The sequence below is a fragment of the Legionella sp. W10-070 genome (genome assembly GCF_900640175.1).
Lineage (GTDB): Bacteria > Pseudomonadota > Gammaproteobacteria > Legionellales > Legionellaceae > Tatlockia.
In genome coordinates this window covers 91814-117001 of sequence record NZ_CAAAJC010000007.1, presented here as the reverse complement: position 1 = coordinate 117001, position 25188 = coordinate 91814, and the positions used below count along the sequence as shown (strand labels likewise).

Sequence of the window (25188 nt, the reverse complement as noted above, 5' to 3'; positions counted from 1 at the left end):
TGTTGTTCCTGTACCAAGCACTTCTTACTCCATTAAAATAAAAAAGCTCTTAAACAGCATTATAAGAGCTTTGTCAATAAAAACTTAGGGCCAATTGGAAGCTTTATGCGCGGGATCCACGAAAACCACTCGAAACTAACCATCCTCTTGACAAAGTTTGAGACTAGATTCCACGCATAAAGCGCGGAACGTAGGCTCTGGCTCCAATTGTCAACAAACCCTAATAATGAGCGGTGAACATGGTTTTATGTATCTTGCTGCGGTAGACAGTTCAAAAGGCTATAAGTTAATTACCCAATATATAGAATTAACTGGTTTCAATAAATATGTTCTTGTGGGTGATTTCAGCAGCAAAAAAATGAAATCCAATCAGCATCTAAGATTGCCAAATTAGTTCTTTATTTTTGCAATGGTTCCCCAGTGGGTGTCCCAATAGAGTTGGTTAAATTTTTTATGTTTTTTAAGAATGTCAATTAATGTAGTAACGGACGCATTTTTAATGGCAAACAGGATAATATTGGCGGAATTTTTTACTGGAATTGCAATGGTGGCGTTTAAAAAATGCTTTCTGATTAATTGAAAAATAGACCATTGTTGGCTTTTATTGGCAAGATTAACAGCAAGAATACCTTGATCCAGTAAACGTTCCTTGCAATTATAGAAAAAGTCTTCAGTGCAACATGCTGCAGGGAATGTTGTAGAATTGTACAAGTCAACTAAGATATGCGGGAAAGTCATCTCTGTTCTTTCAACAAATAATTTAGCGTCTTGATTTACAATTTTTAGATTGTTTATCTTATTTATCATAAAAAAATGACGAGCGACATCGATAACTTCAGCACTATGTTCCACAACAGTCAGTTTGGAATTCTTCATACAGATTGCAATAGCATGAGCTGCTCCACCGCCTCCTAATCCCAGCATACAGCAATTTGCAGGTTGTATTTGTACAAACAATGTGAGTGGGTTGATATAATGAAGTTCGGGTTTACGAGGATAATGCTTATTGATTAAGGTTTGTATGGCACTGCTATTTTCAAACTTCAACCAGCGAAATAATGGATTTTGAAAAACCTGGATGCCGGAAGGGGAATTGTAGATGCATTTTCCAGCAAAAGTTTTCCACATGAATAGTTCTCACTCTGCTAATCGGTTAATTATCAAACTCTCCGTTCTGAGTTCCTCTATGGTCTGGGGTGGCGAAACAGAACCCCTATATAAGAATAGGCCATAATTTCTATAGCGTAATCTGATTGTAGCAACCACAGTGCTTATGCTTTTCAGGTGCCTTTGTGGACATGGCAAATACCACTCTCCCAAGCGTTAAAAAATAAGAGGTCTATAATATCAACAGGTTACCTCACGCTGAAAAGGATAGATAGCGCCGAGTTTTAAGAGAGTACTTAGCTCGTCCAGTGCAGTTAAGCACTCTTCCATCAACAAAGGATCTTGCAAGTCATCTGCATGCAATTGGGTGCGATAATGTCGTAATACCCAATTATCCAGCTTTTCTAACAAGTCATCTGTAATCAGAATTCCCTGATGCATGGCATTTAATTCAACCTCTTTTAATGGCACACGCAGACGAAGACAAGCAGGTCCGCCGCCATTTCGCATACTTTGTTTAAGATCCAGATAATGGACCGCTGAAATTGGATTTGATTCGTTAGCAAGAATTTCATCAATGAGTAGTTTAGAACGAGGATATTGTTCACATTCAATGGGAGCAATTAGAACCATCTTTCTGTTGGGGGCAGTGACTAATTGAGAGTTAAAAAAATAAGTATGAACAGCCTCAGCAACGGTTAATTGATTACGGCTTATCTCAATGATCTGGATGGGAGAATTTATTTTTTGTCTTAATTCCTCTATAACCGCTGCTTGTTCCACAAAAGCATCCTCATGAACTAGTAGTACGGATTCATTCGCGACTGAAATGACGTCATTATGAAAAACACCTTGATCAATTGCCTGGGGATTTTGGCAGGCAAATACTACCTGTTCCGGATTTAACTGATGGGCGCGGACTATTGCTTGCGATGCTTCCAGTGTTTGTCTTGCCGGGTATTTGACAGGTATTCTCGCTTTTTGATATTCATTAAAACAGCGTTTACCGTAGACAAACAAGTTGACGGCTGAACTGGCATGTTCACCGCATAATCGACTATGGTTAGCTGCTCCTTCATCTCCGGTTACACTGCTTCCTGGAAGTAAAGGATGATGAGAAAAATAACCCTCATCAGCGAATAGCTGTTTTAACAAGTAGCTTGAAAAATCGGCTTCCTGATAACGGTGTAAATTACTGATTAAGTTTGCTGCAGTAAAGTGGACGTGATGGTCAGCAGTATCGAGGCTTGATGACACGGTTGCTGCGTTGGCAGTCCACATGCTTGATGCTGAATAGCATACGCTAAGGAGTTCTGGTGCACTGCGGTAAGCCTTCTCAATTTGTTGTGTTGCATTGCCGCAAAAGCCCAACTGATAAAGCAGTTGCAAGTTAGGGCGCTGGTGAGGAGGTAATAAGGCTTGTTTGACACCCATTTGATGTAAAAGGCGCATTTTTGCTAAACCTTGAAGTGCTGCTGCCTGCGGGTTGGCAAGAGTCAGGGCATTCATTGTTGAGGCAATATTGCCTTTTGCCAACCCGGCGTAATGATGTGTCGGACCAACTAATCCATCCATATTCAGTTCAAAAACAGGCATAATCTTATTCCATATAAATACCCGGTAATAATTGGGCCGGGGTCGTCAAGGCTGCTTGCTCAAGGCTTGCAATGGGATAAGTGCAGTAGTCGGCAGCAAAATAAGCGCTTGGCCGATGATTGCCGCTACAACCAACACCTCCGAAAGGCAGACTGCTGGAAGCACCGGTAGTCGGTCTGTTCCAGTTAACAAGGCCGGCATGAATTGTCTGATAAAATTGCTGGTAATGTTTTAGATTATCACTGAGTAAGCCTGCTGCTAAACCATAACGGGTGTTATTAGCCATAACCAGTGCTTCTTCAAAATACTTGTATCTATAAATTTGCGTTAGGGGGGCAAAAATTTCTTCATCCGGGGCATTTGCTACTTCAGTCATATCAATAATGCCGGGAGAAAGAAACCCGGTGTTTTCAGTGATCAGTGTCATGGTGAGTAGTGCCTTACCTCCCATCAGAATTAGTTTCTGCTGTGCCTTCAGATGCATAAGTGCATGCTCAGGGCCAATGACAGGCCCCATAAATGGTTCGGGTTGGCTCGTGAAGGAAGCAATTTTGATGCGCTTGCAAGCCTCAATAAATTGAGATAGAAACTCGTCTCCTGCAGTGGTGTCAGGAATAAATACCCGCCTGGCACAAGTACAGCGTTGTCCAGAAGTAATCATGGTGGATAAAAGGGTGTGATAGACTGCGGCATTGACATTTTTAACGTTGTCTACTATCAAGGGATTGTTTCCCCCCATTTCCAAGGCCAATATCACTTCAGGTTTCCCACTAAAGGATTGGTGAATTTTTTTACCGGTAGGGTAACTACCAGTAAAGTAAACCCCTTGAATATCCGAACTTAAAAGTATTTTTCCGCAATCACTTCCACCTTGCACACAATTGATAACGCCCTTGGGAAGACCGCTTTCATGCCAACACTGCATAATAAACTGGGCAACTGCTGGTGTTAACTCGCTAGGTTTATACACTACGGTATTGCCTGCCAAAAGGGCTGGTACTATATGTCCATTACTTAAATGGGCAGGGAAATTAAAGGCACCAAGAACGGCTACTACCCCGTGAGGTTTATAACGAAGGCAAGCGTTTGCTTCTGGAGTTTGGGTTTGTTTTTGCGCATTACGCTCCTGGTAGGCTTGGATAGATAAACTAACTTTTCCGATGACTGCACTGACTTCAGTATGGGCTTCCCATAATGGTTTGCCTGTTTCCAGCGCAATTAAGTAAGCTAATTCCTGGCGTTTAGCTTCAATTTCACCGGCAAAATGCAGCAAATAATCAGAGCGGGTTGAGAAATCAAGTGAACTCCAGTAAGGCAGCGCAAGGTGTGCGGCTTCACAAGCGGCGGTAACTTCTTCTTCGGTGGCATGATATCCTTGCCAAATACTGCTGCCATCCGCTGGATTTCTAGATTCAAATGCTTCGCCTTCCCCGTGTACCCAGCATCCATCAATATAATGGATTGCAAGATTACTGATTGGTGTTGCTTTCATGTTTTGGTTCACTTTCACTGTAAATAATTTGTTCTTCTATGTATAAAGGAGCCAGACGGATGCACTCCCCGCACTTTATTTCTAATAGTTCTGCTGTATCTCTACTGATGATACAGGTATCTTGTCTGACATTAATAATTGCCTGGCTGATTGTTGCTCTGAAATCAAGCTTGGTGTTCGCTAACAAGAATCGTTTGGAGCTTACTTCATCACTGATATTCTTCACGGTCAAAATTCGACTGGTAGCGATAGTCCGTATTTCTTGCCGTGGTGCTTCAATGGTTGGGCCGGCATCAAAGATATCAATATAGGAATTATAGCGAAATCCTTCACGCAACAAGATATTCATTGCTGGTACCGTGGATTGATGGGGTTTGCCAATGACTGCCTGTGCTTCAGGAGAGAGTAACTTGATGTAGACAGGGTTTCTTGGCATTAAGTCAGCAATAAACTGTTTATTGGTTGAAATGGTCAAGCGATCAGCCTCGGGGAAAGGCATATGAAAAAAATGACGGCCCACATTATCCCAAAAAGGGGAATGCCCAAGGTCATCAGAAATACCCCTCATTTCTGCAATCACTATGTCTGCAAAGCGGGCAGGATAATGAGCCATAAATAAAAATCGTGCTCGCGAAAGCAGCAATCCATTACTGCTATGTCTGAAAGAAGGCTCTAAAAACAGGGTACAAATTTCACTTCGTCCTTGATTATCATTAACCAGACTCAACACTTCATAGTCGCTGCGAATATTTAATGAATGACAGATGCGGGTTCGCTTGGATACTTTATAGGAATAGAAAGGGGTATCGTGACCCGTTGCTGCTTCAATTCCAGAGGTACCTACCACTTTAGAGTCCGCAGGATCCTCCAGGACGAATAAATAATATTCACTAACAGGATGGTTAATCGCTTTATGAAAGGAAGTGCAGGACCAGTTAAGTCTTTCTTTTAGTAATTTTTTATCCTTGGGTAAGGTGGTCATACCAATGCCACAACCTTTAGCTAAATGATAAATAGCGTCAAGATCAGATGCGCGAGCACTGCGAAAAAGCATCATCGGGTTAATTCCTCAAGCCCTCCCTGGGCTAAGTCGAGGAGTAGAAGGGTACTTAGTGCTGCACGTTCCACCAAACTATCCACAAGAATATATTCATCCGGGCTATGGATAGCTCCTCCTCGGACGCCCAGGGTGTCTATAACAGGAAGGCCATGACTGGCTAAATTATTTCCATCACAGCAGCCTCCACTGTCTTTCCAGTCTATTACCAAGCCAAGTTTTTTGCCTGCGTCCTGGATACGGGTAAATAATCGTTTTGTTGCCGGACATACCCGTTTGACGGGGCGGCCAAAAGCACCCTTAAGGGTTAAGGAATAATCTTCGCGCTTCATATCATTAATAATTATATTAAGTTGGTCCCAAACCCAATGTTCATCTTCAGATTGACCAATACGAACGTCCATTTTAGCAACAGCTTTGTCAGGAACTACATTCAATGCATCTCCACCGGCAATTTTACCCACATTAATTGTGACATCTTTTCGCAGGCCATTGAGTGCGTGAATCGCGGTAATGGCTTCTGCCAGATAGCAAATTGCATTACGTCCCTGATCAAAAGAGCGCCCGGCATGCGCTGTTTTCCCTGTGGCAATTAAGGTTAATTTGGCACTTCCTCTGCGATGTTTAGCCAAGGTGCCAGTTGGATTCATTGCTGGTTCATAAACCAGGGCTGCCTGATAATGAGAGGCAATTTCCTCAAATAAGATGCTTGAAGCAGGAGAGCCAATTTCTTCATCGGCGTTAATGACAACATCCCAGCCTAATTTGGAAGCTACTGATGATTCTTCAAAAATACTTAATGCATGCAACATGACAATTAAGCCTCCTTTCATGTCAGACACCCCTGGGCCATTGAGGTGATTGTCATTAACGTAGGTTAATTTTTGAAAGGGATGATTAGCAGCATAGACGGTATCCATATGACCGCTTAGTAAAATCCGGCGCTTTAATTCGGGACGTTTACGAATTAAAAGTGCATCACCACATTGTTGCACAGTAGGCTCACCTCTCATGTCAATAGTAGTGATTTTTGGAAGTTGGTGTATTGTTATTTCATCAGCGAGCGGTTTAAAGGCTCTATTCAATGTCTGGAGCATTATTGCCAGCCCCTGCAAGTTTTCTGTGCCTGAGTTGATTTCACAGAATTCATGCAGCTGGTCTATCATCAGCTTTTGGCGAGCATTAAGAGAACTTAATAATCCCTTTGTTATTTGATCCATATTCTATAACCAGATATAAAGCTTACGACATTAGCGGAAATTTTTGCTAATCGCAATATTAGCAGTTAGCAGGCCAGGGGATAGAGCATGCCTATCCCGACCAGTTTCAATAATCAGTTTATTGTCGTTTGATTGAAGGCTCCTGGCTTTCAGACAGCTCTGGTTCCCTTAGCGAGTTGACGTGCTCTTTCATATTACGTTGGAGCGCTTTTCTCTCATTAGATTCAACACCTGCTTTGACAGAGGCTAATCCTTTGTCGATCCATTGTTTTGTATGGCCAAAGGAAGGAAGATAAAGTGCTATGCCAGCCAGAGTTTTCATCATTCCGCCAAGTATTTGCAAAGCAGGATACTTACTGGCAAGTTTATCTGCGAGTCTTATATAGTCTTTTCTATTTTCCTTATTTGGGTGCAAGACGATATCAGGAGTACGTGAGGCTGCTTCTAATAATAAGCGCTTGCCACTTACTCCTATGTCAACCTGGGCTTTTATTTGATTTAAAATTTCAAGCCCTTTTTTTATGGCGTTTTCTTGTATGTTAATTTCTTTTAAGGGGATAGTTTTCGCTTTGTTTAAAGTTCCTTTGGCTTTGTTTAACTCATCTATACTTTGTTCAACACGTTGTTCTAATAAATGTTGTACGCGAGAGTGGGGACAGTTGGCATCACGCCATTCGATTAACCAGGCTTGATCTTTTTTACTTCTGAGGGTTTCATAGTTTGCATTGATATAAGCATCAACCGCATTCCATATTAATTTTAAATGGTGATTCATACCGCGTGCCTTAACCATTGCCGGGGCTGCATGCAAAGCCCGCTCAAATTCTTCTCGGCTAAGGGGTTTTTCTTGCCTGAACGATTCCAGCAGATTGTAATAAGCTGAAGAAACCCCTCCTCGGTCAATCGCATCCTTACAGGAAAAATTAATACTTTCTGGTTCAAGTGTCTTAATAATATAATTGGTTAGTTCAAATTTAATAAAATGAAACCAGACGGCTTGTCGCTGAGCACTGGATAGTGTTGCATCCTCTTCAAAACCCATAGCCTTAAAGCTTTTAGTTAATAAAAACTTCATCTGGTCTTCTTCAGCTACATTTTTAAATAAAAGTTGGCGTACTTTATCGCTGATAAAAAAATCTTTTGTTTTGCGCTTTGATTTTTGAGTCGCAATTGACAAGAAATCATCATAAACATCCTGATAGCTATGCCGGGGTTCAGTTTTTCTATATTCACCCTTGCTCATTAATCCCTTGTCGGCAGGCAGAGTGATAACAGCAATATTGTGATGTTGATCTTCAAGTTTATGTAGGACTTTTGTAAGATCGCGCTCCTTTTTTCCCTCAGTATCGTTCCTGTCCAAACCAAGGTTGTTAAAGTAAATATGGGTTATTTTTTCATTACCTGTTCTAGTGGCTTTAACTTGCAGCCATCTTTCAAACAATGGACTGACTCGTGCTACTCCATGGTGGCGCTGGCCTTGGGTTCCAATACGGTATTCGGTAACCGGAGCAGGGTTATTCTCACTGGGCTTATTGTAGGCATTAAGCCTGACTGCTGCTAAACTCGTGTCATGCTGCGGCTTAAAATTATCCGAAATCATGGCGAAGAAGCGACCGAACAAAGAACCTGCCTGGGCAGGTGACTTCGCTTTATTAATTCGTTGGTTATCGTCGTCTTTTAGATATTGGGAAATTGATTTCTCGATGCCGGAGTCAACCAGGGTATGGCTAAGTGGGATTTTTTTAATCACCTCGAAAGTATCTTCGAGAATAGAATTTTCATTGTTATAAATGGAAAAAATAAAATCATCGAGAGCCTGGATTTCCTGGTTTATTTGTTTTGTATCACCCAACTGTTTTCTATAATATCGCATAAACTGCTGAGAATCTTTGACCAGGGGGGCATCAGAATTGGCAAGCGTTTTTTCATACTCTTTAATCCGGGCATCGCTAAGAACCAGGTTGGCTCTTCTTTTATCGTATAGCTGCTCAATGTTTTCTTCGACGTAGGAGAAGAATTGGGTGTAAAGATCAGCATAAGCAACGTTAGGATCATAATTATGTTGTTGTACTATTTTTAACTGTTCTGCCATGGATGATGGAAGTGCTTTTAAAACCGACTCGCTTAAATTTAATTTCTTCAAATAAGAACAACAGTTCTTATTGTGTAGGCGATCACTGGTGGTTTTTATTATGTCTGCAGCATTGGTGGACATCGTTATCTCATAGGTTAAGCACTTAACTTATTATAGCTTAGTGGATAAACCTTAACATATTATGAAATAATATTTTTTTAGATTGGCTTTGCATTTATTTTTTCGTTACCCTTCGTACAGTAGTTTAAGATGAATGATAAGGTATCTGGAGGAATAGTGCATCAATCAGTTAAGAATACTCATCCAGAATGGCATGATATATTAAATAAGGCACTGCGGTGTGTTGATGAAGATTATTTGATAGAGTTGCAGCAATATAGTGATTGGTTGCCCGGTATTGAAAATATATTTGCCGCATTCAGTGTTCCGTTGACTAAAACCAAATACATTTTACTGGGCGAATCCCCTTACCCTCGTCTGCAATCAGCTAATGGGTATGCATTTTGGGATAATGCGGTCCAATGCCTGTGGAGTATGAAGGGACTCAGCAAAGAGGTTAATCGTGCTACTTCATTGAGAAACTGGATTAAAATGTTACTGGTGGCGCGAGGGGATCTTAAACAGGATCTGTCGCAAGCAGCTATTGCTGCGCTGGATAAGTCCTCATTCTGTCAGACTGCCAGTGAATTTTTTCATTCTATAATAAAGAAAGGTTTTTTGTTGCTAAATGCCTCTTTAGTTTACAGAGAAGGAGAGGTACGTTTACATGCGCGAAAATGGAAACCCTTTATGGCAAGCCTGTTTGAGCAATTGGCAATCTGTAAACCTTCTGTTGAGTTGCTTTTATTTGGCAACATTGCCAAGGAAATTCCTCAAACTGATTTTTTCACTTGCTTAATTGCAGAGCATCCTTACAATTTAAGCTTTATTACAAACTCCAACATACTGGAGTTTTTTAAACCTTTGGACTTACTTAATTGTCATGAAAACTAAATCAACAGTAGATTTACAGGAAGTTGCAAAATTTGCGCAACATGCGGCTCATTGGTGGGATAAAGACGGCCCATTAAAGACCCTGCATGATATAAATCCCACCCGACTGGAATTTATTACCAGCACTTGTGATTTAACTGATAAAACTGTTCTGGATGTAGGTTGTGGTGGAGGTATTTTATGTGAAGCCATGGCAATGCGTGGTGCAAAGGTCATTGGTTTGGATGCGGAAGAAGATGCCCTTAAGGCAGCGGCAGCCCATGCTTTAAAGAATCAATTGCCTATAGAGTATGTTTGCTCTCCAGTTGAAAATTATAATGGTCAATCTTTTGATATTATTACTTGTATGGAACTTTTAGAGCATGTGCCCGAACCGCAAATAGTGATTAGTCATTGTGCTCGCCTGTTAAAGCCAGGAGGGTATCTTTTTCTCTCTACAATCAATAGAACATTCAAGGCTTATGCAACTGCGATTATGGCGGCAGAGTATATCCTTGGTTTACTGCCCAGACAAACGCATGATTTTAAAAAATTCATTAAGCCAAGCGAGTTAGCCGCTATGATAAGGGCTACTGGACTTGAGATTTCCACTATTGCTGGCATGGCTTATAATCCATTAACGCGAACAGCAAAGTTACAAAGTTCAGTGGCCGTTAACTATTTGCTTTCTTGCTCAAAGCCTTGAGTTTTTTTTCCACATAGCGCTGTTGGTAGCGTTGATGCGCATATTTTGCTTGCTCTTCAGTGACGATATCTACCTCGTTGCCAAATAAATCGACACGTGCCACATTAGGTTTTTGACAATTTAAATAAGCAGGAGAGGCGCTATAGTAACTAAGAGCTTCTCTTAATGCTTTTTTGCTGAACGGCGGTGTGTCGAGGCGTTCATAAAAATCAATAATTTCGTCAAAAATACCGATTTGCAGCGGCTTTACTTGGCTGCCTTTTTTAAAAAAAGCACCAGGAAAATGTTCAACCAGCCAATCAATAATTTGTAGTTTATCTTTTTTAGCACTTTCAGCTTGTCGGTTCATAATAATATTCTGAGACATATTTAATTCCAAGTTAAATTATCATAATCCATGAGATTAGTAAGGTAATTTACCTTATTTAAACATTAAAATTAAGTCCATTATTTCTTAATAAGAACATAGTTTATCTTGGCTTGGTTTGAGAAATATCTCAATTTGGGGCGAGAAATTGAAACGTTCAGATACTGTATAGTGCTTTAATCCTTAATAACGTTTTGATAATAATAAAATAAATTAAAAATGAAAAACATAAACGCGCTTCAGACAAAAGCTTAATGTACTTGCCAGAGAAAATTCAAACTGCTAAATTTTAATTATGGGCTTCAACGGATTGAAGTCTTTACAAAGGGATTTGGAATCATAGGGAATATGATAGTCAGGGAAGAAATCAGGATGGGATTTCCTGATTGGAAAACTGCGAAGCCAGGACTTTGTTCCTGGCTTTATTTTATGCAGAAAGAAAACCTGAATGTGAAAGGTAATATTGATCGGGATAATAAGCAAAAACGACTGAACCACCCTTTATTGTATTAATTACGGGTTTTGCCAGTGTCTTGGCAATAGAGGGGCAACCCCAGCTTCGTCCCGCACGTCCTGCTTTCTTAATGAAATCAGGTTCAACATACCATGCTCCATGCATCACTACGCGTCTTGAATAGGCGTTATCGTTAAATCCGTGCTCCAGGCCTTGGAGATTAAGTGAGTAACCTTTAGAGCCAGTATAAGTGTCTCGAGTGACATAAGTACCAAGACTGCTCTCCTTGCTGGAGGGTTGGTTTGAAAAATGGTTCGGAACGCTCATACCGGAATTTCTGCCATGGGCCACGTATGTATTATATAACAGCCGTTCTTTACCGAGATCAAAAACCCACAAACGCTGTTTGTTAGAGGGCAATGAATAGTCAATAACAGTAAGCAGGGGTCTTTTCACAGCGCCTTTTTCGGCTGCTTTTTTATAGGCAGTTAATGCCAACTTCAAGACTTTCTTGTTAAGTTGCGGTGCTTTTTGACTAAGTTGCTTTACTTCTTTGTTAATATCCAACTCGGTTTTAGCTGAAGGGGGAGTGTGAGTGATACCTGTCGAAAAAAAAGCTGCCGAAAGAATGCTTAATACTGCGTTCATAGTACTCCTTTTCTTATTTCATTCGCATGAATAAATCTCAAAATTTTGGTGATTATATTGTCAATTAAGACAAAAGTAAAATTATAAGGAGAAATATCGATCATTAGGTTGGAAAATCAAGCAATATCATTGCCTTAGAGCAGAGGGCGAATCCCGGATTGTTCAAAATATACACAAAAAGATGTTAAATTAAACGCAAAAGATGGTTTTTTGGGGTTCTTTTTGTGTAAAATTTAATCATTTTTAATAAAATAAGATCAGCTTCTAGCAAAATGGATGCCAGGTTTAACGAGTTTACAGACTGCTTTCTAATATCTTATGGGTAGATTTTGCCATAATAGATTTTAATTCGATATATTCTGAATTATCATCCATTGAGATTTTTTACCTGCTTTGATTGGAGAAAGATATGCTTGAGCAGCATTCAGCACTATTGCCGCAAGGTTCTCGCGCACAAATTAATAAAGCTTACCGGATTGATGAGCTAACCTTAATGACAGAACTTATTGAAAAGGCAAGGTTAGATACTTATCAGGTGGCTGCTATTCAAAACCAGGCAACCGGCTTTGTTGAACAAGTAAGGGCTGAACGAAAAAAAAGTACAGGAATTGATTCTTTCCTTAATGAGTATTCCCTGTCAAGCGAGGAAGGAATTGCGTTGATGTGTTTGGCTGAAGCCTTATTGCGTGTCCCGGATAATGCAACGATAGACAGTTTAATCAAAGACAAGTTAACTAACGCTGATTGGGAATCACATCGTGGCCAGAGTGAGTCCTTTTTTGTTAATGCAACCACCTGGGCTTTAATGTTAACAGGCAAGGTATTGACTCCAGAAAGAGCTGACACGGTACTAAGCAAATCTTTATTCAAGTTAATTAATCGCAGTGGTGAAGGGGTTGTGCGCAAAGCTGTAGATAAAGCAATGCGCATTATGAGCAAACAATTCGTTACAGGACGCACTATTCGCGAAGCACTGTCACGTGCTTCAAAAAAGGAAGCCAAGGGGTATCGTTACTCATACGATATGCTTGGTGAAGCGGCGTTGACCGCAATAGATGCCAATCGCTATTTTATTGCTTATAAAGAGGCTATTGAGGCAATTGGTGCCAGTGTTGATAAAAATTTAAACGTTTATCAACGTCCAGGCATTTCCATTAAATTATCTGCGTTGCATCCAAGATACCAGGAATCGCAAAAGGAGCGGATTCTGGCAGAGTTACCTCCCAAATTATTAGAACTTGCTCAACTGGCTAAAAAATTTGATCTTCCATTGACTATTGATGCCGAAGAGTCTGAGCGTCTGGACTTGTCTTTGGATGTTGTCGAGCGGGTTTTCAGTGATGACAGTCTTCATGGCTGGCATGGTTTTGGTATGGCTGTGCAATCCTATCAAAAAAGAGCTTATTATCTCCTGGATTGGATAGCAGATTTGGCCAGAAGTAAACGTCGTCGTATGATGGTTCGTCTGATTAAGGGGGCGTATTGGGACAGCGAAATTAAAAAGACTCAAATGCAGGGATTGGCAGAGTATCCTGTCTTTACGCGCAAGGTGTTTACCGATGTTTCGTTTCAAGCCTGCACTAAAAAACTGCTGACTATGACTGATGCGATTTACCCGCAGTTTGCCACACATAATGCTTATTCTGTGGCGATGGTTTTAAATTTGGCAGGCGACTACCGCGATTTTGAGTTTCAATGTTTACATGGTATGGGAAATGAACTTTATGAACAGATTGTCCCTGCAAATCGCTTAGGGATTCCTTGTCGAGTTTATGCTCCTGTGGGTAGCCATGAAGATTTATTGCCCTATTTAGTTCGTCGTTTGTTGGAAAATGGTGCAAATTCCTCCTTTGTGAACCGCATTGTGGACGAGAAAGCTCCAATAAGCTCTCTGGTTGAGGGTCCGGTAGGGAAGGCGAATCATTTCCTGGGTAAGATCAATCAAAATATTCCTTTACCCGCTTCAATTTTCTTGCCGGAAAGAAAGAATTCCAGTGGCCTTGATTTTACTGACAGGGAAGTTGTGGCCAAACTGCAGCAACTTTATAGGGAGATGGATTTTTCACGTTGGCATGCAAGGCCTTTACTTGCTGGAAAACAAGGAGGGGAAGTAGACAGGAGTGTTGCTTCACCCCAAAACGCTGAGCGCTCTATTGGCCGGGTAAGTCATGCCACACTACAGGATGTTGAGTGGGCTTTATCTCAAGCTCAGGCTGCATTCAGTTCATGGAGTAAAACTAACGTTTTTGAACGTATTAGCTGCATTGAGCGTTTTGCTCAGCTTCTTGAAGAAAACATGCCGGAGCTTTTGGCAATTGCTTGTTTGGAAGCTGGTAAAACCTGGAATGATGGTGTTGCGGAAGTGAGAGAAGCGGTTGATTTTTGCCGTTATTATTCGGCGATGGCTGAAAAACTAATGGTAAAGCCTGCAAAGCTTCATGGTTATACCGGAGAATTGAATGAGCTGAGTCTCCATCCCAGAGGGACTATTTTATGCATCAGTCCATGGAATTTCCCATTGGCTATTTTTACAGGACAGGTTGTTGCTGCTTTGGTGACCGGTAATTGTGTGATTGCCAAACCGGCTGAGCAAACGTCAATTATTGCCACTTATGCAGTGGAATTATTGCACCAGGCGGGTATTCCTTCAGGCGTGATTCAATTATTGCCTGGTAGTGGAGAGGTAATAGGTGCAGCCTTGGTCGTTGATAAACGAGTAAAGGGCGTTATATTTACAGGTTCGACGCAAACTGCTGCAAGTATTAATAAGACTTTGGCTACTCGAGGTGGGGAAATAATTCCTTTAATCGCTGAAACGGGTGGTCAAAATGCAATGATTGTGGATTCTTCTGCCCTGTTGGAGCAAGTGACAACCGATGTAATTACCTCTGCTTTTGGCAGTGCTGGTCAGCGATGCTCCGCATTACGTGTGTTATTCGTACAGGAAGAAGTATATCCACGGATGATTGAGTTGCTTAAAGGTGCGATGGCTGAGTTGCAAGTCGGTGATCCCTGTTGGCTATCAACTGATATAGGGCCGGTAATCGATAATGATGCACTGGCTGGTTTAAAAGCCCATGTTAGTGCAATGCAGCAAAATCACGAGGTTATTTATCAATGTAAGCTGGCAGATGAATGCGAAAATGGCTATTTCATGCCTCCTACTGCCATTGCAATTGATAATATGTCGGTACTTGACAGGGAGGTTTTTGGTCCTGTACTACATGTAATCCGTTATAAGCGCAAGGCTTTAGATGATGTTATTCAACAAATTAATAATACTGGTTACGGTTTGACTCTGGGAATCCATAGCCGTATTAACCAGACTGTTGAATACATCCGTACCCGCGTTCATGCAGGGAACTGTTATGTTAACCGCAATATGATTGGTGCGGTAGTGGGATTACAACCTTTTGGTGGGGAAGGGTTGTCAGGAACGGGTCCTAAAGCAGGGGGGCCTTATTATTTACTGCGCTTATGCCATGAGCGAACCTATACAGTAGATACAACTGCTGCTGGTGGAAATGCCAGTTTAATGTCAATACCGGAGGGGTATTAACGCAGGGTTTACGCATGAAAAATTCTTGACTTCTACGTTCCGTGCTTTATGCGCGGAATCCATTAAAATTCAAATGCTTATTATGATAAAGAGTGAGGTATATCAGACGCGGGAGTAATTCCAAAGTGAAATTCATTGAGCACTTCATTTCGCCTTTGCTCCAGTGTCTGCATGACAGATTCGAGGGATCCGTCTATCTTCTTGTTTTGCAAGTCGGTTAATCGATGGAAAACCTGGCTGCTTTTAGTTTCTGTTGTATCGAAAGTGCGTGGTTTCTTCAGGAAGCCCAGGCATTCTGGTGAATTGGAGATGAAGTTTAATTGGTTGTTTTGTTCCTTACTCAAATCAATTGCTGCATTATAAAGCAATTGTGTTTTAATCGCTTTTTCTATATGGGAAATAAGTGCAGGCGTAAATCGGGTTGGTGTGTTAAAAAATGAATTGGTATTTGTATTTAACCCTTTATAGAACGAGCTATTTACAATATTGCAGTAAAAATCAAATAATTGTTGATTATCATCTATATGTAATACCGTGTAACTGAGTATACCCGCTATTGAGCGGTAGCTGGCTGCATTATTGCTCTTCTCTAAAACAGGGACTGCTATATCGACTAGTTTAAGAATTTTTTGTGTATCATTACAGTTTGGTAATAAAATAACCTGATGCAGCTGCTCCATTAACTTAATGCTTTCTTCATCGCTTAAATATAGACACTCAGGCAACGAATTATAAATAAAGGCAATTAGATCATTAACCGGTTTTGAGTAATTTTGCACATAGGCAGATAATTGGTCTTGCAGCTTATGAGAGAAGATTTTCTGGTAAACGTCCTCATCGCTATCTTGTACGTAAGTCAGAGCATTTGTCAGTATGCGATTACCTTTATTTTTTGCGTTCACATAGAGTGAATTCTTGGCTTCAGCCAAGGTTTTTTCTTTTCGGGTAACAGGCTGCTTCATCTGTTTACTGCCCAGGTTTGCAAATAATCGTTTACTTTGGCTTAATCTAAAAATGGAAGATAAGGATTGCGGAATATCTGCTCTGCCAAGCGTTACATAATCAGACTCACCCAGATTTTTTTTAAGGTGCTGAAAGACATTGGTACGAGAAAGAAAAGAAAGATGATCAACAACAAAAATACCGCAACTGACAAAGTCAGTTTGGATCATATTGGCAACTTTTTCCTTAGGGGTTCCTGCAAGAGGGCCTTCTGAAGGAACTGAAACGTAGTAGGTATATCCTGATCTTAAAATCTTATGGTGTTGCAGGTGATTATTGTAGACCAGGAAAAAAATTCTTGCTTTATCTCCCATGACTGCATCCAAATTAAAAGTACTGATTCCTTTGGAAGTAATTAGATTGTCTACACAAGTCCAATGGCCGTTTATCAGCACGGCTAATTGAAAACGTAGTCCTTCTGGCAACTTATGGTGGTTATCTTTTAGAAATTGAATAAACCCTGATAACTCTTTGTTTTCTTTCAGGTAATAATCTGTGGAATCTTCATGCGATTTAAATTCAGTCACCATGTAATTAAAAGGTATTTTTTTTTTCAGACGATGGCTTGCTTTTTGGGCTAAAGCAACTTTCATAACCTCTTCAGGCCAGATGCTCTCTTCAATATATTGGGGAGGATACTTTAAATCATACTGTGTTTTTTTAATTGCTCGAATAACGTTTTTTTTTTGCAGCAACGAAATTTTCTATTTTTTTAATATTTCTCATAATGAATAAAATTTAAGAACACCACATTCTAATATTATAGTCATTTTGATTGAAATAAAACCAAAAAGGTTAATTTTATTATATTGTGGTTTTTCTTGGTTCTTTGATTGGATAACAATCAATAAAAAATCTGTTATGAAATCCTAATTGGAAATAGGGGTAAGGGTTACTCAATAATTCATAGCATTAGATACAGCGAGTCTTATAACCAGCGTCTATATAAATCAGGCATTGGTTTGTGGATACTGTCTTTCTTCAAGAGGCTTGAAAGTATTACTTTAGGCTCTGTGAACCAATACATTATCTGATTAATTTGTAAAATGTTCCTCGCTATTTATAGCTATATTCAAATTAATCAACAAAATGGTCAGGATGGGTTTTATCATAAGTTTCTTCATGCTTCTTGGCAAACCACCAAGGCAAAACTACAAACAAGAATAAACCACCCAATAAAAAACTTTCAAAAAAGATAATATTGCCGACAGGAATTTGTGTTGGGGGGACAAAACCTATAAGCATAGCCATAAGGCAACATAAAATACCGATGCCAGCGACTACCCACATGACAGCGTTACCACCAGGAATTTTATAACTACGGGGTTGGTCTGGCTTGCTGTAACGGAGTTTAATTGCTGCGGCGAACATAAAGACATAAACCAGCAATGCCATTTGTGCGCTCAAATCGCTTAAAAGCCAATAAGCTTCATTAACTGAATCCAGGAGGATAAAAAGGGAGCTCAGCAAGGAAAAAATAATACCTTGAGTTATGAGTACGGCCACCGGAGCCCCATAGCGGTTCACTTTAGAAAATACTTCGGGCAAAGAACCATCCTGTGCTGAAACCAGTAAACCTTTTGTGGGACCTATAATCCAGGCAGATACCCCGCTTAGACCGCCGATTATAATAAAAATTGCAATGACTGTAATTAACCAATGCAGATTGTAAGCGTTAAAGAATACGGCATAGGCATCGATAAGTCCGGATACCACGCTTAACTGTTGATTAGGGACAACTAGAACTATCGCTAATGAACCTAATACCAGCGTGGCAAAGATAATAATGGTTGAATAAAGAATAGCTCGTGGATAATCCCGTTGAGGATTTTTAACTTCATCTGCATGGACAGCCGACATTTCCATGCCAATTAATCCAAACAACACCGCTGAGAAGAGGGATAAGTTTCCGATGGAGCTGAAATCAGGAATCCAGCTGGACATTTCGACCGATAATGGACGGCCTTGTAAAAGCCAGATCCCTCCCAGGGATATAATGCCAAGCATAGGCAGAATTGTCCCTACGGTGGCGCCAATGATACTAACGATGCTGGACACCCGCATCCCAAAACAATTAAGCAAAGTAAAAAGCCAGAATAGGCCAAGGGCTGAGCCTAATAAGTAAAATTTATTGTTAGCAAGCTGTGGGGCAAACAGGTAAGACAGTGTTGCGGCAATAAAGGCAAGAATGGTGGGATACCACACAACATTATAAATCCACTGTAACCAGATAGTAATAAAACCTGCGCGACGTCCAAAGGCTTCCCTTACCCAAACATAAAGCCCCCCTCGATTGGGGTAAGCTGTTGCCAATTCCGCAGCGACCAATGCTATTGGAATAAAAAAAGCAAATGCAGCAACAAGATAATAAAAGATCAATGAAAAACCTAATTTTGCACTCATAGGGAGTGTACGCAGGCTATCTACTGCAATGACATTAATCATTACCAGAGAAAAGACTGATAAAACTTTTTTAGAAGGATACATAGGGAGTCCTTGATGGATACGGCCGAAGCGGGTAGCAATTAACCGTACCATACAGACAGTTAACCAATTCACAAGCTTCAAAATTTAGCAGTTTACCTATCTAAAATCAATCAGTGCGGGTTTTTATCATCATTATCTGGTTAATGGGTAGTTGTTTGTATGCCGTTATCTGATTAAGTAAAAATAGAGGTCAATAACTGTTTATTTCAATTATTTTTTTATAGAATTGTCTTGGGTACTTTCTCTCATTTTCTTTGTCTGTGGATAATTCATTCACTTCGGTACACCACGTTTAATCTTATTTATGTGGCATAAGGATAGAAACCATGCAAAATAATGTCAAAGACAAAAACTTAATAAATAGGCTTCTGGTTTGCCTGTTCTCCTGCCTGCTGATGACAGCAGTTCATGCCGCCAAACCCCTATGGACGTTTGTACCGCAAACAGCGACCGAGATTACCGTGGCGAAAAGTGGCAGTGCTCAGGTTGTTTATACCGTGCAGAATCAGTCTTCCAAACCCAAAACGCTGGTGATGAAACCGATTGCAGGTATCAGTCAAGCGTTGCCCTGCCAGATGGCGCCCAAAGGAAGCTGCACACTGACGCTCAACGTGAATGGCGCTACCTTGCAGGGGGATGTCGTGGGTGGCCCTGTTTTATGCCAACAGGGCAAGGACTTGCAGTGTTACCAGCCAAGTTCGACCCATATTTTACGTATTCGTCTGATAGAGCAGCCTCCGGTGCAGCAATTCACAGTCACGCCATCGGCTGGTGCGGGCGGTTCGATTTCGCCCTCAACAGCGCAGATTGTCAATGCCGGTAGCAGCCTGACGTTTACAGCAACGCCTGATGTGGGTTTCGGAGTCAATCAGTGGCTGCTGGACGGCAATATGGTGCAGACCGGCGGCGCCAGTTTTCAATTAAACAACATCCAGGCCAATCATACCCTGCAAGTGACCTTTGAGCAGACTACCCTTTCTCCCAGTACACAGGAACTGGCTTTGTCTGTTAATGCCAATGACCCGAATTTCCCAGAGCTTATCGGCAATCCGCGCATCATCCGCATAGAAAATACAGGCTCAATACCAGCAAGCAATGTGCAGGTAAACGTAACCGCTTTTCCCAATAATACTGGAGTCAACGACGACTGTATGGGCACTCTCAATCCAGGCGATAGCTGCGACATCACCATCACCCCGGGTGATACGGCCAGTGCTGACATCAACGGTTTGGCCTGCAATACAGTGCCACCAGGCACAGTACCTGTGCCGACCACGGTCACAGTCAGTGCGGCGAATGCCACAGCCGTTAACATAAGCGTTGTGGTTCTGAATTATGGCTGTATCTACCAGGGCGGATTTTTGTTTTCCGTGGATGACAGCACCCCTGATACCGACAGTATTGGCGGGAAAGTGGCGGCGTTGGGGGATGAGCCAGCTCCATTCTATCTATGGGCAACGTCGCCTGGTGTCACTGGCGCAGACAGTCTGACGAATGGCCAGGAGAATACGGATACACTTGAGCAACTTGGTGCTGCTCAATTTCCTGCGGCGAATGCCTGTATTACGAAAAACAGCGAAGGGTTTGCTGACTGGTTCTTGCCGGCGATTTGTGAAATAGGTTCTAATGTCGGTGCTGCCGGCTGCGCTCAAGGCCCGGGCAGTTTATATACTTCCTTGCAAGATAATGGTGGCCTAGGTGGTTTTGCCGCTGGCAACTACTGGAGTTCTACCGAGATTGATGCGAACAACGCACGGCTCCAGGAGTTCGTCACTGGCGGCCAGTTCTCTGGCCCTAAGAACTTCGTCAACCACAGAGTGCGTTGTACCCGGGCTTTTTAACCCGGCCCCTTTATCCCTTTTCTTTGAGGCAGCGTAGCTGCCTCATTATTGCTGTTATTAGAGAGATTGATAACTCTTAATGGATATCTAAAGGGGCTATTTTCCCAATCGAAACAACAGGGCCATGATCTCCTGGTTCATAGCTATCGGGATTTTGGTTATCCAGGACAGTTAACTGGATACTAACACCATCCAATGGAAAATCACTCATTAGAGCTCTTCCCATATTGATAGCAAGAATTTCCCAAAACACCCCGGCAGGAAACTCGTCTGACGGTTCCATATATTCCAATATTTTTGCCCGCAATACTCGATAGTCAGGATATTCGTTTGTTGACAAGTCTTTCTTATAAGCATACCGCACGTAAATATTAACGGTTTGCCCAGCTTGGCGCGTAGTGTGGTAGTCAGAAATGACAAACTGAAAATAATTCTTTTCGCTCTCGTTTTCATGACTTGAGGTAGCCCATAGGGAAACAGGCCAATATGCAACCACTATAATTAATAAGATTGTCTTAAGTAAATTTTTCATAAATTCTCCAATATAGCCCACACACCAACGAAAAAACGATTGGTGTAGTCTAATTAAAATCGATAGATAATCAGGCTTGGAGAGATAGTTTAGGGGGTTTATAGATAGGGGTTTTAAAGCCTAGGCATAAGACAACAAGATAGATAAATGTGATAAGACCGAGTTGCAACTGCAGGTTTGAGTGGATATTGAATAATACGGATGCGATGCAGGTTATATTAGAATTACACTGCATACGGGCATTATTTGATGATTTTTGTGGGCAGGGAGCATTATGCTGTGATTTGCTCATTACAGCAGTATTTATTTGGAAAGTATCCTTATTGACTGTATAGGGTATCACTAAAAAAAATATAATGATAAAAATTAAACCTATTTTCATATTTTCGATTCTAACATGACCCGATAACTCCATGCAAAAATTTAAAAAAAAGTTGGGTGTGATTTAACCGCACAAAATCCTACCCAAACGTTAATTTAACTAGGTTCCGTGAACAAATTTTTTCGCAAAGCGAAAATGTGGGTGATTGAGTACCATGGTGTCTTTGAATGAGGCGAATAGCTGGCTCTATTTAACGAATTCAAAGATATCATGGTGCCAATTAGCCGCATTTGCAGCTGTGAAAATTTTCGTTCACGGAACCTAGGGCATGCCTTCAATTAAGGCCTATTTTTTAGGCATTTGCTGCATATTAAAGCTCATTAGTTATCTAACTTTTCAGTTTGCATGTCATTCCCGCGCAGGCGGGAATCTATGCACTTGCGTAGCCCCTTACGTTGCTACGAAGATGGATCCCCGCCTGCGCGGGGATGACAAAGAGTGCTCATAATTGTATCTTAAATTGAGGACACTAGAGTCTGTTGACATTTCAACTTAAACTGCCCACTTCCCGCGCTTTATGCGCGGGATCCACGCAAACCACACGAAACTAATCATCCTCTTGACAAGGTTTGAGACTAGATTCCGCGCATAAAGCGCGGAACGTAGTACAACGTTTGACTGTCTTACACTGTCATTCCCGCGCAGGCGGGAATCCATAGCCCAATTTAGCTCCTCACTTCACCTGAGAGATAGATTCCCCCTGCGCGGGAATGACAAACTGGACAGATTCAGTGAAACGTTGTAGTAGGCTCTGGCTCCAATTGTCAACAAACCCTATTCAATTGTTGTGAAATAAATTAGCCGAAAATGCCGAAGATAATGTTAATAAGATTAATGAAATGGGTAGTCAGAAATACAGCTTACGATGGTGCAGAAGAACAGGGCTCCTGGAAATTGCCAGGAACCCCCTCAAAAGATTCACATTAAATTACGGAGGACATACTGCAGGATGCCGCCATGACGGTAATATTCCAGTTCATTCGTGGTATCTATACGGCAAACCACCTCTATTTTTTCCTGATTGCCATCCTGTCTTTCAATCAGCATGGGTAATTTAGCACCTGGTTTCAAGGAGTCGTTTACCTCAATACTGATACGCTCAGTTCCGTCCAGGCCTAAAGTTAGCCGGCTTGTACCGTCTTCAAATTGCAAAGGTAATACGCCCATGCCAATTAGATTGGAGCGGTGGATACGTTCAAAACTTTCTGTAATAACTGCTTTCACCCCTAAGAGATTAGTCCCTTTAGCAGCCCAGTCACGTGAGGAGCCAGTACCGTATTCTTTACCTGCAATCACAACTAATTGCTGGTGATCTTTCTGATAAAGCATTGAGGCATCATAAATAGACATGATTTGATTGGAGGGGATATGACGTGTGACGCCTCCTTCAACATCAGGTGTCATTTCATTGCGGATACGGATATTAGCAAAGGTGCCTCGCATCATGACTTCATGGTTACCTCGTCTTGAGCCGTAAGAATTAAAGTCCACTTCATTAACACCATGTGACTTGAGATATAAACCGGCAGGCGAATTTGCTTTGATAGAGCCAGCAGGGGAGATATGGTCTGTTGTAATTGAATCTCCTAAAAGCGCCAATACATAAGCTTTACTGATCGGCTTAATTGACTCGGGTTTAGTTGAAAGATTCTCAAAGAAAGGAGGATGTTGGATGTAGGTCGATTTGCTATCCCAATTATAGGTAGAACCACTGCTGGTTTGAATTGCTTGCCAGTGGCTATCGCCTTTAAAGACTTCAGCATATTCTTTACGGAACATGGTGCCTGTAACTTTGGTGACTTCAGCGGCGACTTCAGCATTGCTTGGCCAGATATCTTTAAGGAAAATGGGGTTCCCATCCTTATCCTGGCCAATGGGTTCTTTGCTTAAATCAATACAGGCCGTACCACATAAAGCGTAGGCTACTACCAGTGGTGGTGATGCCAGCCAGTTAGCCCGCACTTGCGGGTGTACCCTGCCTTCAAAGTTACGGTTACCGGAGAGAACAGAACAGACAACCAAATCATTTTCATTGACACATTCGGCAATAGCATCGGGCAATGGACCTGAGTTACCAATGCAGGTAGTGCAGCCATAGCCGACCAGATTAAAGCCTAACTGATCCAGATAGCCCTGTAAGCCGGCTTTTTTTAAATAATCAGTAACTACTTTGGAGCCGGGAGCCAGGGAAGATTTAACCCAGGGTTTGCGGTTTAATCCTTTTTCAATTGCTTTTTTTGCAACAAGGCCTGCCGCCATTAGTACGCTCGGATTTGAAGTATTAGTACAGCTGGTTATTGCTGCTATTACTATATCCCCGTGCCGCATCTCATAAGGATGACCTTTTACTGGAAATTTTACATCCTCTTCAGAGGTTTTACCTGACTCTCTAAGAAAGGCATTCAGTTCTTTTGGCAGGGAATGCAAGGTGACTTTATCCTGAGGACGTTTGGGACCTGCCAAAGAAGGTTCAACGGTTGTCAAATCGAGACTTAAGGTGTCGGTAAAAAAAGGATCTTCTGATTCCTTGTCGTACCATAAACCTTGCGCTTTACAATATGCTTCAACTAACGCAATTGTCTGATTATCCCGCCCGGTTAGTTCCAAATAGCGTAGGGTTTCTTTATCCACTGGGAAAAAGCCGCAAGTGGCACCATATTCTGGTGCCATATTAGAAATGGTTGCCCGATCGGCAAGTGGTAAATCAGCAAGGCCTGAGCCATAGAACTCAACAAATTTTCCAACGACTCCCTTCTGACGCAGCATTTGGGTGACGGTTAAGACCAAATCAGTAGCGGTTATTCCTTCTCTGAGTTTTCCTGTTAATTTAAAACCGATAACTTCGGGAATAAGCATGGAAACAGGCTGACCCAGCATAGCCGCTTCAGCTTCAATCCCGCCAACGCCCCAGCCTAATATACCCAGACCATTGATCATTGTTGTGTGAGAATCAGTGCCTACCAAGGTATCGGGGTAAGCATAGAGCGTATTATTTATTTTGCCAGACCAGACCGTCTTGCCTAAATATTCCAGGTTAACCTGGTGGCAAATCCCGGTTCCAGGCGGTACTACCTGAAAATTGGCGAAGGCTTTTTGTCCCCAGCGTAAAAACTCATAACGCTCCTTATTTCGCTGGATTTCAATTGCAGTGTTTACTTCCAGTGCATCTGAAGTGGCAAATTTATCTACCATAACGGAGTGATCGATAACTAAATCAACGGGTGAAAGAGGCGAAATCTTCTCTGGATTTCCTCCCATCTTTGCCAAAGCATCGCGCATGGCGGCTAAATCAACTACTGCCGGTACACCAGTGAAATCCTGCATCAGTACCCTGGTTGGGCGATAGGCAATTTCATGGTGGGAATTTTTAGTATCAAGCCAATCAGCAAGTGCTTTGATGTCCCGGGTGGTTACTGTAGTGCCATCTTCAAATCGTAATAAGTTTTCCAGTAATATTTTCAAAGAATAAGGTAAGCGATTAATACCGGGAAAATGTTTGGCTTCTGCTTCCTTGAGGCTGAAATAATTATAGGTTTGACCATTGACAGATAATTGAGATTCAGTTGCTAGGCTATCTTTACCCACGTTCATATACTGGACTCCAGTTTTCAAAAATAGTAATAATAGCTGAAATAAAGTAAGTTTTCATGGGGCAAAGAGTAAAACCATGC

The 25188-nt window shown here is 41.5% G+C and carries 16 protein-coding genes; 4 read left to right on the top strand and 12 right to left on the bottom strand.

Translation table 11 applies throughout. The features are described 5' to 3' along the window. Positions 1–390: 390 nt before the first annotated feature. The 6 genes from E1O65_RS04570 to E1O65_RS04545 form a co-directional block, all read right to left on the bottom strand. Positions 391–1128 (bottom strand): fused MFS/spermidine synthase, encoded by a 738-nt coding sequence (locus E1O65_RS04570; protein ID WP_133132410.1) that lies wholly within the window; start codon positions 1126–1128, stop codon positions 391–393. Between the two features lie 219 nt (positions 1129–1347). Then, positions 1348–2703: an N-succinylarginine dihydrolase gene (gene astB, locus E1O65_RS04565; RefSeq protein WP_133132409.1), complete on the bottom strand. Its 1356-nt coding sequence runs from the start codon at positions 2701–2703 to the stop codon at positions 1348–1350. 4 nt (positions 2704–2707) lie between these two features. Beyond that, the gene (gene astD / locus E1O65_RS04560; protein ID WP_133132408.1) at positions 2708–4195 is read right to left on the bottom strand and encodes a succinylglutamate-semialdehyde dehydrogenase; all 1488 of its coding nucleotides are present in this window, start codon (positions 4193–4195) and stop codon (positions 2708–2710) included. Continuing rightward, the gene (locus tag E1O65_RS04555; RefSeq protein WP_133132407.1) at positions 4173–5252 is read right to left on the bottom strand and encodes an arginine N-succinyltransferase; all 1080 of its coding nucleotides are present in this window, start codon (positions 5250–5252) and stop codon (positions 4173–4175) included. The genes astD and E1O65_RS04555 overlap by 23 nt, the downstream gene beginning before the upstream one ends. Beyond that, complete coding sequence (locus E1O65_RS04550) at positions 5249–6472, bottom strand: hydrolase (RefSeq protein ID WP_133132406.1); 1224 nt, start codon at positions 6470–6472, stop codon at positions 5249–5251. The genes E1O65_RS04555 and E1O65_RS04550 overlap by 4 nt, the downstream gene beginning before the upstream one ends. 118 nt (positions 6473–6590) lie before the next feature. After that, complete coding sequence (locus E1O65_RS04545) at positions 6591–8687, bottom strand: hypothetical protein (RefSeq protein ID WP_133132405.1); 2097 nt, start codon at positions 8685–8687, stop codon at positions 6591–6593. 129 nt (positions 8688–8816) lie between these two features. On the opposite strand from E1O65_RS04545, the gene E1O65_RS04540 reads away from it, so the two are divergent. Beyond that, positions 8817–9560 carry a uracil-DNA glycosylase gene (locus E1O65_RS04540; RefSeq protein WP_133132404.1) on the top strand — a complete coding sequence of 248 codons (744 nt, stop codon included), beginning with the start codon at positions 8817–8819 and terminating at the stop codon, positions 9558–9560. After that, a complete protein-coding gene (gene ubiG, locus E1O65_RS04535; RefSeq protein ID WP_133132403.1) occupies positions 9550–10245 on the top strand; it encodes a bifunctional 2-polyprenyl-6-hydroxyphenol methylase/3-demethylubiquinol 3-O-methyltransferase UbiG in 696 nt (231 codons plus the stop codon). Before E1O65_RS04540 ends, ubiG begins: the two co-directional genes overlap by 11 nt. Here ubiG and E1O65_RS04530 read toward each other — a convergent pair. Together E1O65_RS04530 and E1O65_RS04525 are read right to left on the bottom strand one after the other, a co-directional pair. Further along, the gene (locus tag E1O65_RS04530; RefSeq protein ID WP_165474901.1) at positions 10214–10594 is read right to left on the bottom strand and encodes a ProQ/FinO family protein; all 381 of its coding nucleotides are present in this window, start codon (positions 10592–10594) and stop codon (positions 10214–10216) included. The two genes, ubiG and E1O65_RS04530, sit on opposite strands and share 32 nt — an antisense overlap. A gap of 445 nt (positions 10595–11039) precedes the next feature. Beyond that, the gene (locus tag E1O65_RS04525) at positions 11040–11714 is read right to left on the bottom strand and encodes a murein L,D-transpeptidase catalytic domain family protein (protein WP_133132402.1); all 675 of its coding nucleotides are present in this window, start codon (positions 11712–11714) and stop codon (positions 11040–11042) included. Between the two features lie 409 nt (positions 11715–12123). Here E1O65_RS04525 and putA point away from each other — a divergent pair, with 409 nt between their 5' ends. After that, complete coding sequence (putA, locus tag E1O65_RS04520; RefSeq protein WP_165474899.1) at positions 12124–15273, top strand: bifunctional proline dehydrogenase/L-glutamate gamma-semialdehyde dehydrogenase PutA; 3150 nt, start codon at positions 12124–12126, stop codon at positions 15271–15273. Between the two features lie 80 nt (positions 15274–15353). Here the strand turns inward: putA and E1O65_RS04515 are convergent, their stop codons facing one another. Both E1O65_RS04515 and E1O65_RS04510 read right to left on the bottom strand, forming a co-directional pair. After that, a complete protein-coding gene (locus E1O65_RS04515; RefSeq protein ID WP_133132400.1) occupies positions 15354–16970 on the bottom strand; it encodes a hypothetical protein in 1617 nt (538 codons plus the stop codon). A gap of 382 nt (positions 16971–17352) precedes the next feature. Continuing rightward, positions 17353–18762, bottom strand: coding sequence for an APC family permease (locus tag E1O65_RS04510; RefSeq protein ID WP_133132416.1), 1410 nt, complete (start codon positions 18760–18762; stop codon positions 17353–17355). Between the two features lie 326 nt (positions 18763–19088). On the opposite strand from E1O65_RS04510, the gene E1O65_RS04505 reads away from it, so the two are divergent. Further along, positions 19089–20603: a DUF1566 domain-containing protein gene (locus E1O65_RS04505; protein WP_133132399.1), complete on the top strand. Its 1515-nt coding sequence runs from the start codon at positions 19089–19091 to the stop codon at positions 20601–20603. 76 nt (positions 20604–20679) lie between these two features. Here E1O65_RS04505 and E1O65_RS04500 read toward each other — a convergent pair whose 3' ends face one another. Both E1O65_RS04500 and acnA read right to left on the bottom strand, forming a co-directional pair. After that, positions 20680–21135 (bottom strand): hypothetical protein, encoded by a 456-nt coding sequence (locus E1O65_RS04500; protein WP_133132398.1) that lies wholly within the window; start codon positions 21133–21135, stop codon positions 20680–20682. A gap of 1300 nt (positions 21136–22435) precedes the next feature. Further along, positions 22436–25108, bottom strand: coding sequence for an aconitate hydratase AcnA (gene acnA, locus E1O65_RS04495; RefSeq protein ID WP_133132397.1), 2673 nt, complete (start codon positions 25106–25108; stop codon positions 22436–22438). Between the last annotated feature and the right edge of the window lie 80 nt (positions 25109–25188).

What these genes read in the sequence shown, in the direction of transcription:
- ubiG (WP_133132403.1), top strand. Translation starts at nt 9,550, where the DNA reads ATGAAAACTAAATCAACAGTAGATTTACAGGAAGTTGCAAAATTTGCG.
- E1O65_RS04525 (WP_133132402.1), bottom strand. Translation starts at nt 11,714, where the DNA reads ATGAACGCAGTATTAAGCATTCTTTCGGCAGCTTTTTTTTCGACAGGT.
- E1O65_RS04545 (WP_133132405.1), bottom strand. Translation starts at nt 8,687, where the DNA reads ATGTCCACCAATGCTGCAGACATAATAAAAACCACCAGTGATCGCCTA.
- E1O65_RS04510 (WP_133132416.1), bottom strand. Translation starts at nt 18,762, where the DNA reads ATGTATCCTTCTAAAAAAGTTTTATCAGTCTTTTCTCTGGTAATGATT.
- E1O65_RS04550 (WP_133132406.1), bottom strand. Translation starts at nt 6,472, where the DNA reads ATGGATCAAATAACAAAGGGATTATTAAGTTCTCTTAATGCTCGCCAA.
- acnA (WP_133132397.1), bottom strand. Translation starts at nt 25,108, where the DNA reads ATGAACGTGGGTAAAGATAGCCTAGCAACTGAATCTCAATTATCTGTC.
- E1O65_RS04555 (WP_133132407.1), bottom strand. Translation starts at nt 5,252, where the DNA reads ATGATGCTTTTTCGCAGTGCTCGCGCATCTGATCTTGACGCTATTTAT.
- E1O65_RS04540 (WP_133132404.1), top strand. Translation starts at nt 8,817, where the DNA reads ATGAATGATAAGGTATCTGGAGGAATAGTGCATCAATCAGTTAAGAAT.
- astB (WP_133132409.1), bottom strand. Translation starts at nt 2,703, where the DNA reads ATGCCTGTTTTTGAACTGAATATGGATGGATTAGTTGGTCCGACACAT.
- E1O65_RS04500 (WP_133132398.1), bottom strand. Translation starts at nt 21,135, where the DNA reads ATGAAAAATTTACTTAAGACAATCTTATTAATTATAGTGGTTGCATAT.
- putA (WP_165474899.1), top strand. Translation starts at nt 12,124, where the DNA reads ATGCTTGAGCAGCATTCAGCACTATTGCCGCAAGGTTCTCGCGCACAA.
- E1O65_RS04570 (WP_133132410.1), bottom strand. Translation starts at nt 1,128, where the DNA reads ATGTGGAAAACTTTTGCTGGAAAATGCATCTACAATTCCCCTTCCGGC.
- E1O65_RS04530 (WP_165474901.1), bottom strand. Translation starts at nt 10,594, where the DNA reads ATGAACCGACAAGCTGAAAGTGCTAAAAAAGATAAACTACAAATTATT.
- astD (WP_133132408.1), bottom strand. Translation starts at nt 4,195, where the DNA reads ATGAAAGCAACACCAATCAGTAATCTTGCAATCCATTATATTGATGGA.
- E1O65_RS04505 (WP_133132399.1), top strand. Translation starts at nt 19,089, where the DNA reads ATGCAAAATAATGTCAAAGACAAAAACTTAATAAATAGGCTTCTGGTT.